The organism is Bdellovibrio sp. ZFWA1 (assembly GCF_056175665.1).
Genome location: NZ_JBJKJH010000001.1, coordinates 13,052 through 27,730 on the forward strand (window position 1 = coordinate 13,052; position 14,679 = coordinate 27,730).

Annotated in this window: 15 protein-coding genes; 6 read left to right on the forward strand and 9 right to left on the reverse strand. The window is 44.7% G+C overall.

The window, feature by feature from the left end; genetic code table 11:
* Nucleotides 1-35 precede the first annotated feature (35 nt).
* Nucleotides 36-1,160 carry a hypothetical protein gene (locus AC04MN_RS00065; protein WP_475381142.1) on the reverse strand — a complete coding sequence of 375 codons (1,125 nt, stop codon included), beginning with the start codon at nt 1,158-1,160 and terminating at the stop codon, nt 36-38.
* A 129-nt stretch (nt 1,161-1,289) separates the two neighbouring features.
* Between AC04MN_RS00065 and lptF the strand changes: the two genes are divergently transcribed.
* Nucleotides 1,290-2,396 (forward strand): LPS export ABC transporter permease LptF, encoded by a 1,107-nt coding sequence (lptF, locus tag AC04MN_RS00070; protein ID WP_475381143.1) that lies wholly within the window; start codon nt 1,290-1,292, stop codon nt 2,394-2,396.
* 193 nt (nt 2,397-2,589) lie between these two features.
* On the opposite strand, the gene AC04MN_RS00075 is transcribed toward lptF, so the two are convergent.
* The 3 genes from AC04MN_RS00075 to AC04MN_RS00085 all read right to left on the reverse strand — a co-directional run bounded on the left by AC04MN_RS00075 (nt 2,590) and on the right by AC04MN_RS00085 (nt 5,921).
* Nucleotides 2,590-3,519, reverse strand: a complete 930-nt coding sequence (locus AC04MN_RS00075) for a DNA-processing protein DprA (protein ID WP_475381144.1) — start codon at nt 3,517-3,519, stop codon at nt 2,590-2,592.
* Between the two features lie 130 nt (nt 3,520-3,649).
* Entirely contained in the window at nt 3,650-5,338 is a 1,689-nt protein-coding gene (locus tag AC04MN_RS00080) for a LysM peptidoglycan-binding domain-containing protein (protein WP_475381145.1), read from the reverse strand.
* A gap of 19 nt (nt 5,339-5,357) precedes the next feature.
* On the reverse strand, nt 5,358-5,921 hold the full coding sequence (locus AC04MN_RS00085; RefSeq protein WP_475381146.1) for a tetratricopeptide repeat protein: 564 nt from the start codon (nt 5,919-5,921) through the stop codon (nt 5,358-5,360).
* A gap of 315 nt (nt 5,922-6,236) precedes the next feature.
* On the opposite strand from AC04MN_RS00085, the gene AC04MN_RS00090 reads away from it, so the two are divergent.
* Both AC04MN_RS00090 and AC04MN_RS00095 read left to right on the forward strand, forming a co-directional pair.
* Nucleotides 6,237-7,112, forward strand: coding sequence for a ComEC/Rec2 family competence protein (locus AC04MN_RS00090; RefSeq protein ID WP_475381147.1), 876 nt, complete (start codon nt 6,237-6,239; stop codon nt 7,110-7,112).
* Between the two features lie 2 nt (nt 7,113-7,114).
* On the forward strand, nt 7,115-7,903 hold the full coding sequence (locus AC04MN_RS00095; RefSeq protein WP_475381148.1) for a ComEC/Rec2 family competence protein: 789 nt from the start codon (nt 7,115-7,117) through the stop codon (nt 7,901-7,903).
* On the opposite strand, the gene lpxC is transcribed toward AC04MN_RS00095, so the two are convergent.
* The 5 genes from lpxC to ruvC all read right to left on the reverse strand — a co-directional run bounded on the left by lpxC (nt 7,900) and on the right by ruvC (nt 11,973).
* Nucleotides 7,900-8,799 (reverse strand): UDP-3-O-acyl-N-acetylglucosamine deacetylase, encoded by a 900-nt coding sequence (gene lpxC / locus AC04MN_RS00100; RefSeq protein WP_475381149.1) that lies wholly within the window; start codon nt 8,797-8,799, stop codon nt 7,900-7,902. The two genes, AC04MN_RS00095 and lpxC, sit on opposite strands and share 4 nt — an antisense overlap.
* A gap of 90 nt (nt 8,800-8,889) precedes the next feature.
* A complete protein-coding gene (locus tag AC04MN_RS00105; protein WP_475381150.1) occupies nt 8,890-9,888 on the reverse strand; it encodes an asparaginase in 999 nt (332 codons plus the stop codon).
* Nucleotides 9,889-10,887, reverse strand: coding sequence for a Holliday junction branch migration DNA helicase RuvB (gene ruvB / locus AC04MN_RS00110; protein WP_475381151.1), 999 nt, complete (start codon nt 10,885-10,887; stop codon nt 9,889-9,891).
* Nucleotides 10,888-10,890: 3 nt separating this feature from the next.
* Nucleotides 10,891-11,469 carry a Holliday junction branch migration protein RuvA gene (ruvA, locus tag AC04MN_RS00115; protein WP_475381152.1) on the reverse strand — a complete coding sequence of 193 codons (579 nt, stop codon included), beginning with the start codon at nt 11,467-11,469 and terminating at the stop codon, nt 10,891-10,893.
* A 3-nt stretch (nt 11,470-11,472) separates the two neighbouring features.
* A complete protein-coding gene (ruvC, locus tag AC04MN_RS00120) occupies nt 11,473-11,973 on the reverse strand; it encodes a crossover junction endodeoxyribonuclease RuvC (RefSeq protein ID WP_475381153.1) in 501 nt (166 codons plus the stop codon).
* Between the two features lie 104 nt (nt 11,974-12,077).
* On the opposite strand from ruvC, the gene AC04MN_RS00125 reads away from it, so the two are divergent.
* From AC04MN_RS00125 to AC04MN_RS00135, 3 genes are all read left to right on the forward strand, one after another.
* Nucleotides 12,078-12,896: a tetratricopeptide repeat protein gene (locus AC04MN_RS00125; RefSeq protein ID WP_475381154.1), complete on the forward strand. Its 819-nt coding sequence runs from the start codon at nt 12,078-12,080 to the stop codon at nt 12,894-12,896.
* Nucleotides 12,897-12,951: 55 nt separating this feature from the next.
* Nucleotides 12,952-13,518, forward strand: a complete 567-nt coding sequence (efp, locus tag AC04MN_RS00130) for an elongation factor P (RefSeq protein ID WP_475381155.1) — start codon at nt 12,952-12,954, stop codon at nt 13,516-13,518.
* A 101-nt stretch (nt 13,519-13,619) separates the two neighbouring features.
* Entirely contained in the window at nt 13,620-14,678 is a 1,059-nt protein-coding gene (locus AC04MN_RS00135) for a hypothetical protein (protein ID WP_475381156.1), read from the forward strand.
* The last annotated feature ends 1 nt before the right edge of the window (nt 14,679 follow it).

Here is a 14,679-nt window from a genome sequence, read left to right on the forward strand (position 1 = left end):
CCGCCGAAATTATATGTTATCCGAACCGCAATCAATTACTTTTTAAACATAGCCTTAACGAACGCCCGACGCAACTGATCCTGATCGCCTAGTTTTTCAGCATTCATGGCTTTTTGAATTTCACGATGACGCTTTTTTGCTTCAATCCGAGTAACCGTCGATTTCTTGGGTTTTTCGGTATTTATAAGAAATGACTGGTAAATCAACTCTCTTTGAGCGGACTGTGCCTCGGCCTCAGACAACTCACTGCGCAGTTTTTGGAGGACCTGAGGATCCAAAGGCTCCCCGCCCAGCTCGGCGCCCCAATCTGAACTATGTTCTTTTACAGTTTTTGCCGCTTCCGCCGGGGTCAACGCTTGAACGCCAGTGCCCTCGATGCTTTGGTTGGTTCGAGCTTGCGCCTTTTCTGCAGGAAGCTCGGAAATCCGATCACTACTTGCCGGATCCACAGGTTTGACTGGTGGGGCATCGACCTGAGGCTTCTTCCCCAACATCTCGGCTTCTAAAGAATCAATATCAACATCAAAAATAGATGCCGCAGTGGCTGTTGAAGAGTCACTTGAAGTTTCCTCTTCAGGTCCTTGATATAGCTCTTTAGCTTCTTTCTGACGAAATGAAAACAGACCTTTGCTTTCATTGCCTTCATCAACACCGCCCGAGCCACCGCCAACGTATACGGATTCTTCCGAACTACCAATACCGCTAGCGCCGCCCCTCCCGGTATCCTGAGGCTGAGCCGCCTTTTGTTGAGCTTCAAATAAACTCAATTTGTCTAATTTATCTTGAAGTACTGCTTCATCAATCTGCAGTAACCTCCCTAAAACCTGAAGCATCATGCGCGGCTGAATCGGAGATTCCAAGAAAAGATCCGCCCGCACCTTTAAAATATCTTCTGGCTGAGGCTTCATCTGAGGCTTAAAAACCAGAACAGATTTCCCCTGCCAACGAGGGGCTTCTTTCAGCCTTCTTCCCACGCCAAGACTGCTGACTTTAGAGCTATGCCCAAATGCAACGACAACATCGGGATTAAAAGAGACTAGCTGCTCAGACACAGAAAATTCGCTGGTTATGCCGATGACATCAAAGCCCACTTTCTTCAAAGAGGTTTCCATCATCATGAGTTCTGTATATTCTTCGTAGGCCAGCAAAATCTTACTCATGCTATTATTCTCTAAGCGTTTTGCCGCAGGGTCAATCCGCTGGCCATCTTTCAAATAGTACGCTAGACAATAGCCGAATTCTGAAGGTCCAATACAGCCACTTGGAAAAAATTAAAATAGAATGGTCCCATGTTCAGTATGTTTAACGGCAAGAAGGCCGCACAGTATATTTTCTTCGAAATGCTCCCAAGCTTTCTTATGGGGCTGTTGGTCTTTGTTTCTATCATCTTGATGTTTCAAATCCTGCGCCTAACGGACTTTGCCTTGGTTCATGGCGTGGACCTTTCGACCATTTCGACAATCGTCAGCTATGTCGTAATCTCGATGCTCCCCGCCCTACTTCCGATGAGCCTACTATTCGCAATATTACTTACTTATGGTCGTCTCAGTCAGGATTCAGAAATTGTCGCAATGAAAGCCTCAGGGCTTCACATGGCAACGATTTTAACGCCCGCTCTTTTATTAGCCATCATTATAAGCATTTTCTCGGCCCAAATGTCCTTTAACGTCGGGCCCTGGGGAAATAGACAGTTTGAAGTTCTTTATTCACGTATCGGAAGTAGCAAGGCCGGAGTGGCCCTGAAAGAAGGAACCTTCGCCGAAGGCTTCTTTGATAAAGTCGTCTATGCCGGGAAGGTCAATTCGGAAACTGGTCAACTTGAAAGAGTCTTTATCTACGACGAAGACTCCAGCGACGTTCCGTTAACAATCATTGCTAAAAAAGGCCGAATCATCACCGAGGGTGAACTAGGACAACAAAACGTCATGCTCCGCTTGGAGGATGGCGATATACACCGCCAAACACAAACCCATACCAAGATCAAATTCGACACTTATGACATTCAGTTGAACTCAACAGGACCTATTTCAGACCGAGAAAAATCCCTTCAGTCTTTGAGTCTTGATGAAATTCAAAGTCGATTGAAAAATAACGAGCTCAAGCAAGAAGAATCCATTCGCCTGGAGGCCGAGTACCATAAACGTTGGGCGATTTCTATTCTATGTGTGGTCTTTGCACTCATCGGCGTTGGCCTGGGTACGACAACCAACAAACGGGCGGCTAAAGCTGGTGGCATGATTCTATGTATTGGAATTATTGTATTTTATTGGGTGATGTATGTTGCTGCAGAAGGTCTCGCAAGAAGTGGTCAAGTCCCAGTTGCAGCTGCAATCTGGGCTCCGAATATTCTTTTTGGCTTATTGGGAATTGAAACTTTAAGAAGGAATTGGAATTAAAAAACAGAGCGATGCAGCAGCATCCTTACTACCACGGTCATCCTTGACCACATCGCCCCTCCCTTAAGATTAATGTTAAGAGAAATCCTTTCGAGATTGCAAAAGTTTTTTTCATTAGATTTCATTTTTTATTCTAACCAAATACAAACAATTCAGTGGCCACTATGGCTAGTTGAATGTCTAGTTGGAGGCCCTACAGGTAGACTCCTTGCTGCTCTTGGCTCGATTCCAATTCAAAAATTAAGCTCAAATCTTCAGCATCACGCAACATAGTTCCGCCTTCGGCAATCATTTGAAGCGAGCCCGCATAGCGAGGATCCATGGGATGACCAGGAACAACCAGAGTTGGACGTCCCAATTCAGCTGCCAATTGAGCTGTAATCATAGTCCCGCTCTTGTAGCGAGCCTCAACAACAAGTACCGTGCTGGCTAAAGCTGCGATCAAGCGATTGCGGTGATGAAACAAATGTTTTTGCATGGGAGCCTCGTAAGAATACTCGGAAATAAAACATCCCCCCGTATTTAAAATATCCGCGGCATAATCTAATATCGAGCTTGGATAAACACTTTTAAGTCCTGAAGGCAAAACAACAACAGTCGGAGTCTGTGTCCGAATACTTAGAAAATGGCAACGCTGATCGACACCTCGAGCCCCACCACTCACACTGAAAACTTGTTGCCGTCGAAAGAAAGCAGATAAGTTCTGTTCCATCCATTGAATTCCATCCTCACTTGGTTCACGACTACCAACCACAGCAATGCCTGGGCGCACATGCCATGGCAAGTGCCCTCCCCAAACCATCAACGTCCAAGGTGGATCACTCATACGGTAAAGGCTTCGAGGAAAACCAACACCACCATAATAAAGAAATTGAAAATTCCACTTCAGCTGTGCTTCTTTGAGCTCTGCAAAGCGACGCTTCAAGAATTCCAAATTTTTCTGGATGAAATCAAAATACATGGGCTCGAAATTGCGCAGCCTCATCAAGAAATACTCCAGCCTTTGCATTTCATCTAAAAGCGTTTGCCGAGCAAGATCATTTAATATTTCTCGAAGTCGATCACCTTGACTTCGAAATAGTGGATGCGACTTGAGAAGTTCCAAATGAATATAAATTTGCATATTTGCCTCCGAAAAAAATCTTAGCAAGGCCCATGCAACCTTAAGTGCTGTTGTTTTGAAATAAAAAGACGGCTCCTAATTTTAAGAGCCGTCTTTCGGAAAACATTTAGTTCAATTTTGAATGCTACTTTTAAAAACTACTTCCTTCGGAACCAGCTCCCGCAACCCGATCCCCCATCATAATCTCTTCTTCAGCTTGCAAGACGTAGGCGGTCACAAATTTTCCATCAACATGAACGACACGAACTTTACCGATGGCCCTAGCCCCCTCGGTTTCTAATGTATTCGAATTTCTTAACTTTTGATTCGCTAAGACGCTAAGGATATCACCTTCGGCGATCGAGCCATTTGTCGACTCCAAAAACACCAGATTGGATGTTCCAACATAGTCACGACGAGCACTCCATTCGCCACCTATGACTCGTCCAGCTCCAGCAGAGGCCACAGCACCGGCTGCGGTCGAATACTCCTTGATTTTCTCATTTGTAAGCACGGCTCCAACCTCTACGGGATTGATCGCCTTTTTTACCAAAGCTCGATATAAGCTTTCTTTCGCGTTCACAACGCCCAAGATTTCAATCTCTCCCTGAACTTCTACCATAAAGGCTTTCGGAGCAGATTTTAGTTTCGACACATTGATGACCTCTTTGGTTTTCATAACACCAAAGGTCCCCGGCTCAATACCGGGATTTAATTTTACGGTGATTTTTTGATAATCCATCGCCGAACTTAAACCCATTTCAGTCTCGATGACTTTACCTATCCCCTGAACTGGCTGCTGCGACACAAAGTAAGACAACGGCTGATTTGCTTCGGGATAAACAGGTCTACGAATATCAAAATCCAAGGGAGGCGCGACTTCCAATGATTTGTATCGATACTGAGGTAATGATTCAGGAATTGACTTCACGACCGGACGAGACAACACCTGCGTCGTGATTTTTTCCGATACGGTTTTACCTTCAACTTCACGTTCAACAACAATCACATCAGGCACCATCGTTTTTTGCTGCAAAGCCAAGGTCGGAACATCCCCCTGACTTCCAGGATAAAAGCGAATTTCTAGCTTTGGACTGATTTCGTGGGGATTTAAGATGCTGCCCGTATTTAATGACCACACTTTTGGCCAATAGTTCGAGTCACCAAAAAGTGTTTTACTAACATCCCAAAGGGTATCCCCGCGCTGCACTTGATAGATCTGGGAACTACGATTCCCCAAGACCGCCTCCCAGCTTTCAACAGAGGTCGGAGCCTGGTTGTATTTTGAATAAATGCGATGGAAGCGCAGTTCGCGTTCTTTATCTGGCTCGTCAGGAGTAAGAACATTTTTTGTAGGTGATGGCCGCACCGCCGTTTTTACTTCCTCTTTCAAAACTTCGGCAGGAACTTCAGGCTTCGCTATTTCCTCCATAGGTTCGGTCTCGGGTGGAGGTGTTTGCTGATCTGCCTCGGGCACTTCTGTAAACTGAGGAACTGACGGAGCTTCCTTTTCTGCTGTTTCAGATTTTTTGTCTTCTAGAACATCTAAAGGATCCGCGGCTGGTGCACTGGGTTCCGCCACCGGCTGCGCTACTTCTGGTGACACGACTTCTGCCGCTGGTTTTGAACTCTCGGCTGGTGTGGGATTGGTTTTCACACTACCTGCGACCTCATCTTCAAAGTCAGAAAACTCGTCCTTCGAATTTTGCGCTGGCACCTCGGAGGTGCTGGATGAGGTGGAGTCCACGTCATCTAAACTTAATTCATCGTCCTCGTTCTGCGCATAAGCAGAAAAAGAAACAACGACTAGAAGTGCCAACAAAAATCTATACTTCTTCACGCTTCTTCCTTGCCTGCGCTTAATTCGCACTTAAAATTTTTAATTCAGTAGCCGCTCGGAAAGACTCGGGACTGCCCGGAAATCGAACTCGAACATCAACGTAAGCTTGCTTTGCTTGCGAAAGCAGGTTCATTGCCTTATAGCATTGGGCTTTTAAAAATTTGGCAGAGACCAGCTTATTAGAGCGTGGATAATTTTTTTCAATTTTCCCTAAAAACCGAATAGCCCCAGCAAAGTCCTTTTGATCCATAGCCCGCTGAGCAGCTAAGTAAAGAGCATTATCAGCGAAGGCACTCTGTTTATGCAGACTCAATATATTTTGCAGGCGACTCTTAAAACCAATCTCATCATCGTTATGATGCGCCTCAATCAACTCGGCATAAAGCTCGACATCCGATTGCCGTTTGATATCTTTACCGGTCAGTTCAACCAGCAAAGCTTCCTTTTTAGATTGGTGATAGGCCGCTGCCGCCAAAGCCCCATCTTTGTGATTAACGCTGCCACTCTTTGCAGCATGAGCTGATCCACTGGCCAAAACCGAAATGAATAAACTTGTCAAAAAAGACACTCCCAGATGCTTCATCCTTGATCACCTCCCGAGATAATTACATGATGACACGGAGAGAGAATCCACGACAAGAAAGAGTTTTCCACAACAAATGTTAAGATATTGTTCTCCTGGACCATAGACCTGTTGAATATCAAGGGTTTCAGCGAAATGCTGCATTTTTACTCAATAGCTAAATAATTGAATTTATTTAATATAACTTAAAAATAGCCTCTTTTTTTTAAATAAAAATGACAGATCTTACATTCCGTTTTTCGTTTCTTAAATTTTGCTATGACAGATTTATTCATACTCTGAAATGAATCTTAAAATTGCTAAGTGTATGACATTATGAAGTTTATATTTTTGTGCGCCTTAGCATTACTCATATTTAAACCCAACTTCTTGCTTACAAAGGCAACAAACTCAGCACATGTTTTTCAACATCTGTGCTATTCCGGAGTGGAAAAGCTTTACGGCAATTCAGATACTAGAAATTCGATCTTGTGTGGAAAAAAAATCACAGATGTCACTCTCTTAAAAAACCTAGTTCATTGCGGTTTGATTCATCTTTTTGTGATCTCGGGAGGCCATCTTCAATTTATCCTCGCAGTTCTAAAAAAAACGAAATGTCCAACATGGCTTATCCATTCAGGCTTAGTTCTTTTTTCTCTTTTTACGGGCTTTCAAGCACCTCTTGTTCGGATCACAATTCAACATTTTACAAACTCCTACCTTAAAAAAAGAAACATTCTTCTGCGGCCCGATCTTCAAATATTTATTGGTTCTGCAGTAACACTGCTATTATTTCCAAACTGGATCAGCTCTTGGTCGTTCCATCTTAGTTGGATGGCCTCATTGGCGCTGGCCGTTCCTTTACCTAAAGACTATCCTTGGGTCTTAAAAATCTTTTGTCAGCAGTTGGCAATGACTCTTTTTCTAACACCGGCTTTACTTCAATTCACCGACATTTCAATTCACTCTTGGCTTTATAATATTGTAAGCACTCCGATACTTTCGCCGGCTTTGATTCCCCTTGCTCTCAGCCCATTTTGGGAGCCCTTTATTCAAAAACTAACTCTCGTGCTACAATCTCTGCATATCGAAAATAGCCTGACCCAATTTCCAAAATTTCAAATCAGTTTGATTGCCACCTCACTGACCCTCCACCTGTTTGTTGCCACCTACCGCCAGCATTTCTGGCGCTCGCGAGTCCATGGAATATGAAAATGCATTCAAGACTTTTTCTGCTTTTGTTCTTCTGGATAGGTCTCACCCCACGCGAGATCGTAGAACTCGAAGTACTGCCTCAGTGGATCATTTGGAACGTTGGCCAAGGACAATGGATTTCATTTGTCGATCCAAGAAAACAACTTTGCCTGCATTTTGACTTTGGTGGAGAGTTCTCTCCGGTTCTAAAAGTCCAAAAAACTTGTGGCCGTTTTAAAAATTATGCCCTTCTTTCCCATGCAGACTGGGATCATCGCAGTTTTTTACTCGATCTGCGTCGCCTGTCAAAATTGTGCTTGATCCCAGCAAGTCTCGCTTCAATAAAGGATTCACAAAAAAGAAGCCATCTAAAGCTACTTAATCAACTTCAAGAAATCCCTTTATGCTCTGAAACTGTGCTGGCATCAGACATTGATGACCTTATTGAGATTTGGAAGCCAACAAAGAAAAAGAATGCGACCACCACCAGTAATGATCTTTCAATCATCCTCTCTAGCCGCGATTTAATTGCCACCGGAGATGCCCCAATGGCCTTGGAAAAAACCTGGCTTCGACAGCAAAAAAATAAACTATCGGCACGCTGGCTTTTACTAGGTCACCATGGAAGTAAAACTTCAACTTCCTCAGAATTGTTGGAAAAAATTAAGAATTTAAAAATAACCATCGCATCGGCACGAAGGTCACGATACGGACATCCTCATGCTGAGGTTCGCCAGCGCCTTCGTCAGTCCCAAATCCCCTTACTAAAAACCGAGGATTGGGGACACATACATCTGCTACTGAATTAGATCAACGGACGTGTTCCAAAAACTGTATCTTGGACTTCTTCGCCAAGCTCGACATGACGATATGAATCCGGACTTGCTAAGATTTTTTTCACAAGCTTATTCATCACATCGTGCCCTGCCTTGTACAATACAACTTGCCCCATCAGTGGCATTTCTAAAGTCACCAGGTCCCCCAAGGCATCCAAGGCCTTATGCCTTACAAACTCGTCCGCCCAGCGCAACCCCTCGGGATTGACAACTTTTTCGTGATCCAAGCCAATGGCATTTTCCAAAGAAGCACCCTTTGCCAAGCCCCGAGCCTGCAGTAATTCGACGTCTTTGATAAAGCCAAAAGTTCGCGCGCTGGCGATGTCTCTCCCGAAAGACTCTTCATTCACATCGATATCAATGATCTGCTTCCCAATCGCCTGATGAGGAAAATCAATAGTCACGGATAAACGCAAGCCCTGGTAAGGAACCACATAGGCATGCTTTTCTCCGTCAGTATAAGAAATTGGCTGAGTGATATAACAGTATTTACGGGGCTGATCCTGTTCAACCAAGCCCACCTCTAACAAAGCAGACAAAAAGTCTTTGGCGCTACCATCACAAATCGGAATTTCAGGTCCATCCAGCTCGATAAAAATATTATCAATTCTGAGCGCCGAAAGTGCCGACAAACAATGTTCAATGGTAGCCACTGAAAAGGCGCTGCCCCCAATGGTCGTCTGATGGCTGGTCGCCTGAACGTTATGAGCTGAAACTTTCAGGAAAGGCTTTCCCGGAAGATCTGCGCGGATAAAATAAACCCCCGTCCCAGCTGGAGCCGGACGAAAAGTCAAAGTGCAAGGATCTCCAGAGTGAATACCAATCCCACGCACTTCCGTTTTTTTACGAATCGTTTTTTGTAAAAACATAGTTTTCTTAATTTACCTAACTTTGGCAAAGAAAGCAAAAAAGGGGTTCTCATATTGATGGATGTGACTATTAAATCACACTTCGAAGGTCTATTCCTTTTTAAAGCGCAAGGCCCCTACAACGGTCCCAGCCCAGTTCTTCACTTGAGGCTGAAAGTGTTCCGAAAGTGACAAAGCCTCGTCTCGAGTGATTCCTTTGTATTGAAGAAGAAGACTGGCTACCACAAACTTCGCCGCCCGAGCAGCGCCATCCGCGGCCTTAACTGCAAAGGCCAAACCTTGCTCGGGCATCAATCCCGCATAGACCCCTTCGGCTCCGGATTTTACGATAGCTCGCCCCTTGGTCTTAGCAATAATTTCCGATGTAAAATCGCCCGAACCTGAAATCATATTAGGATTCTCGCGGATGGCCTGAAGCAAAACATCAGCTCCCATTTTTCGAATGGCATTCTCTTTCGGATTGATCATCGAAGACATACCGATCGCTATATTCTGCAAAGGAACGGCATAAGTTGGAATGCCACAGCCATCTGTCCCGTAGGCCATTTTTGAGTGATCCAAACGCATCATCTCGCCCAGCATTCGCCGCAAGCGAGACTGCAAGGGATGATCGTATTTATCATAACCATGCGGATCTAATTGAGTGTGCAAACACGCCGTCAAAAGACCTAAGTGCTTTCCAGAACAATTGTTATGCAAACGACTGGGCTGCTCGTTCTTTTTGACCATGGCATGAGTTGCGTTTTCCGAGTAAGGCCAATGCCCTGCGCACACTAACTGAGACTCTTGAACTTGAATTTTATCTTTCCACTCATTAGCCACCCGAAGATGTTCTTCAGTTCCCTGATGCGAACCACAGGCTAGTGCTAGCATTTCAGAAGTTAAACTGTAGCGCTGGGCCGCCCCCGACTCTGGCAAAATCATCGCCTGCAGAGGCTTTATTGAAGATCGCGGCAACGTCAAATAAAGGGCATTCCCATAGACATGAACAACATGTCCATTTGAATCAGCCACCACAGCCATCACTTGGTGAGTGCTCTCGACAATATTTCCGCGTGTGACTTCAACAACCAGTGGAGTTCGTGACATCTAGTCTCTCCCGACCTCATTCATTAAGTTCTGTTTTGCGTATTCTGTGATAATTCTTCCCCGAGGAGTCTTCTGAATAAAACCTTCTTGTATAAGGAAAGGCTCATAGACCTCTTCCAACGTATCACGCTCTTCCGAAAGGGCTGCGGCAATGGTATCAATGCCCACAGGGCCGCCGCCGTATTTATCTTGAATCAACTGTAAAATCTTACGATCCATAAGATCCAAACCAAAAGAGTCCACCCCTAACTGATCCAGTGCATAGTGAGCGATATCTTTCGTCACAGTCCCATCACCTTTTACCTGAGCGTAGTCTCGGACTCGCTTCAGCAAGCGGTTGGCGATTCGCGGAGTTCCCCGTGCCCGTCTGGCAATCTCTAAAGCTCCGTCGGTATCCATCTTCACTTTTAATATTTCAGAAGATCTGAGCAAAATCGTTTGCAGCGACTTTCGATCATAAAATTGCAAGCGCTCGACGATTCCAAAGCGATCTCGAAACGGAGGATTTAAAAGCCCCGCCCGCGTTGTGGCACCTACCAAAGTAAAAGGTGCTAACTGAAACTTCATAGAACGGGCCCCAAGCCCCTCGCCAGTGACGATGTCGATATAATAATCTTCCATGGCCGTATAAAGATACTCTTCAACGTGCCGAGAAAGTCGATGAATTTCATCGATAAACAAAACTGAAAAGGGCTTCAATGACGTCAAAATAGCCGCCAAATCTCCTTTTTTATCTATTGCCGGAGCCGAGGTTACTTTAAGTTCTGCACCAAGATCATTCGCAATAATTCTTGCTAAAGTTGTTTTCCCCAACCCCGGAGGCCCGCTTAATAAAGTATGATCTAAGGGCTCTCCGCGCTGCTTAGCTGCCGCGACGAAAACTTTCAATTTTTCTTTAACCGTTTCCTGCCCGGGAAATTCCTCAAAATGCTGGGGGCGGAGTTCGTTTTCCCAACTCTTTTCACCTTCTCCAGCATCTCCTTCTAAAATTCGGCCCATGAATTACACCTGTCCCGTCAAAGTCTGAAGACCTTTACGCACGCCCTCTTCCAAATCAATTGTCTTCGGAAGTTTGGAAACAAAATCATCCACACTTTGTGCCTTAAAGCCCAAGTTCAACAAGGCACTTGTAATCTGTGTTTGAATTTCCGTACGCAGCTTTGCTTCTGGCTCTACTGAAACCAATTTGCCTTTTAATGTTAAAATAATTTGCTCGGCAGTTTTTTTCCCCACCTTTGGCAGACCTGAAAGACCCTTCGCATTGCCAGCTTCAATCATCTCTTGAATCTGCTCTGGGCGCGCCCCCGAAAGCATCGTGATCGCCATTTTAGGCCCAACACCATTTACTTTTAATAAACTTAAAAAAAGATTTTTTTCCGCTTTCGAATGAAAACCGAAAAGCTGTAAAGCATCTTCGCGGACATGAGTATGAATCCAAACGATGATTTCTTTACCTAAAAGCTCTGTTAAATCGCCCAACGTATTCTGACTGCAATGAACTTCGTAGCCCACACCATGCACGTCGATCAAAGCACTTTCAGATAAAATTTCAATTATTTTTCCACGAAGATAACCAATCATAAATTACACCATCTGCTCTAAAATTTTCTTCTTTTTCTTTTCATACGAGTGATGCACGGCCATCGCCAAAGCATCGGAAGCATCAATTCGCGCAATAGATTTCAATTTCAGCAAAGATTGTAAAACAAATTGCACATCTTCTTTGCTAGATCCCCCATTGCCCGTCACACCTTTTTTAACTTCTCGGGTTGAATACTCGTGAACTTCGGCTCCGAAGGCTCCGGCCTCGTACATTACCACGCCCCGAGCGTGCCCCAGTTTAAAAGCGCTATCCGCGTTCTTTCCTAGAAAGATTTTTTCGATAACAACTTCGTTGGGTTGATATTTCTGTAAAACCTTTTTGAAAGACAATCCCAGTTCAATAATCCGCCCCGAAAAAGAGCCCTTGTCATCCATAACGATGACGCCGTGATTGATGTGCTCAATACGATCACCCTCAATTCGAATCACTCCAAAACCAGTTATGCGCGAGCCGGGATCGACTCCAAGAATTGTTACTGCCATCGCCCCATTGAAAACTGACGAATGATTTTGGTCAATCAATCTCTGGGAAAGTTTTCAATCAGCACCTTGCGCTGCCCAATTATTTGAATTAGTCTTAAATACAGATGGCAAAATTAGACACGAGCACGATCGAAAAATACCAATTAATTCTGGAAAAAGACCCATCGAGTCAGGTGTTCGCCCCTCTGGCAGAATCCTATCGGGAGATGGGAATGCACAAAGAGGCCGAAAAGATCGCGCGCGAAGGCGTTCGTCGCCACCCGCAGTTTGTCAGTGGCCTTGTCACCTTTGCTAAAATTTTACGCGATCTAGAACGTTATGATGAAGCCTTGAAACACCTCAAACACGCTATCTCGCTTGCCAGCGAAAACTTATTGGCTCACCAAATTTGCGGAGAAATCTATTTGGCAAAAAAGGAACCCAAAGAGGCCCTGAAAAGCTTCAAAATGGTCCTCTTCATGAACCCGCAATCAACAACCGCAAAAAAAGCAGTGCAAAAACTAGAAAGCCTCACCGCTGACGAATACGACGATGAGCTTTTTCAGATGGCAAAGCTCAATACAATTAAGCCCAAGGACACACCATCAACACCAGCTCCACAGCTTGTCGGCAGCACAACCGAGGCTCAAACAATGCCTCGCGGCATGGATCGAGTTCTCTCTCTTGTAGATGCCTTTATTGTACGCAACGATCTTGAAAAAGCTCTTTGGATGCTTGAAGATGCCGTCAAAGAATTTGGCAACCATGCCGAAATTATGCGCAGACAAAAAACGTTAAAAGCCCGCATCTCGTCGGAAGAAACACTCGACGAGGCGACGCCATTAAAGCCACTGCAAAGCCGCAAAGACAGCGCAAAACAACGGAAAATCGAGACCCTCGAATTGCTGCTTCGCAGAATTGAAGATTACCGCGCTGGCCTTTAAGCCCTCTCTTCGTCTATAGTGGAACCTCGAAACTAAAACTCTTCGGGGACGAAATATGTACGAAACATCGGATTTCAAAAAAGGTCTTAAGATCATGGTCGAGGGAAAACCATACACGGTTGTGGATTTCCAACACGTTAAGCCTGGTAAAGGCAACCAGTTCACTAGAACAAAGCTTCGCAATCTTTTAACAAGCCAAAACTTGGAAGTGACTTTCAAGTCTGGTGAAAAATTTGAAGTGCCTAACGTTGAAAACAAAGAGATGAACTATCTTTACAAAGATGACAATGGCTTCTCTTTCATGAACAACGAAACATACGAACAAATCACAATGACAGAGGACGATCTTGGAGAATCTCGCTTCTTCCTGACTGAAGGTCTTAAGTGCGTGATCTTGTTCTACAACGAAAAAGCCGTGGCTTGTGACGTTCCTCGCGCCGTAAATCTGACTGTTGCTAAAACAGATCCAGGTGTTAAAGGTGACCGTGTTACAGGCGCAACAAAGCCTGCAACAATGGAAACTGGACTTGTTGTAAACGTTCCACTTCACATCAATGAAGGTGATGTTCTACGCATCGACACCGACAGCAGCGAATATGTCGAAAGAGTGAACCAAAAATAGGACTCGCCTTTAGACTGACGCCTTAAGTTAAGCCTCTGCAAAGACTCATGTTTATGCCAAAATAAGATGGCATCACGAGTTGAACCTGCAGGGGCTTTTTTTTGTCACGATATATTGAAATCGAAATTCAAAACCTAATCAAAGAAACCGGCGATACAGCATTGGCCGCGGATCGTTTGATTCAATCTGTCGAGGCCGATCCCGAACAACTTCACGATCGTGCCAACATCGAAGCCATTGCCAAATTTCTTTTAAATTCCGGATTCACAGCAACTCTGCGCGATTTCACACTTCGAAATCTTCCAAACGAAAATTTTCCAGCCCCATGGCCCTACTTTATTGAAGCTTTGGCTCTGATGAATACCGAACTGGCAGAGTCTCAACTAAAGGCTCTTGAAAAAGGCATCCGCGAATTAAGTCTACAAAAAGCCCTGGGTCGTTCTGCGACCGGAGAGAAAATCATTCCCGAAATTAAATCATGGAGAAGTGATCTTCGTTATCGCACACACAAAGACTTTGCAGAAAATAAAAAAACCTTGTTAGACCAACTCGTCACTTTACGTATTCAACGACTGGTTGAAAAAGAAAAAGAACTTTTGCAAAGACTTGAACGTCTTTACCCAGGCGACTCTGATGTTAAAAAGGAAATCATCGAACACCGTCAACGCTATGCTGTCGATATTTTGTCTCGGCGAAGCACTGGACATCGAGCCCTCGTCGTTCCTCAAGACGAACCCATGGACCCCCAACTTATTCCATCGTTCGAAGCAACTATGAACTCTTTAAAAGAGACGGCAGCTGCCAATCCAACAATGAGCTATGAGTTGGCCGTTTTAGCGTGGGTGCTCGAGGGCTACGAAACAGGACTTGAGATTTTAGAACAAGCTCCAGAAAAAGATGAACAAATCATGTGGCTGCGTTTAGATTTCCTTTTAAAAAATCGCCGCTACCTAGAGCTTCTGACGGAACTAAATCAAGTCGAGCTTGGTTATGCTCACGATCCCGAAACTTTTTTTGCGACCGCCTACCTAAGAGCTCAGGCCTATTGGGGCCTTGGCCAAAAAGACACAGCCATCGAAATCATGGAAAGTCTTTTAGCCGCACGCCCTGCCTACCGATCTGGTGAAAGCCTTCTCACTCTGTGGAAGGGACCTCAGTAGC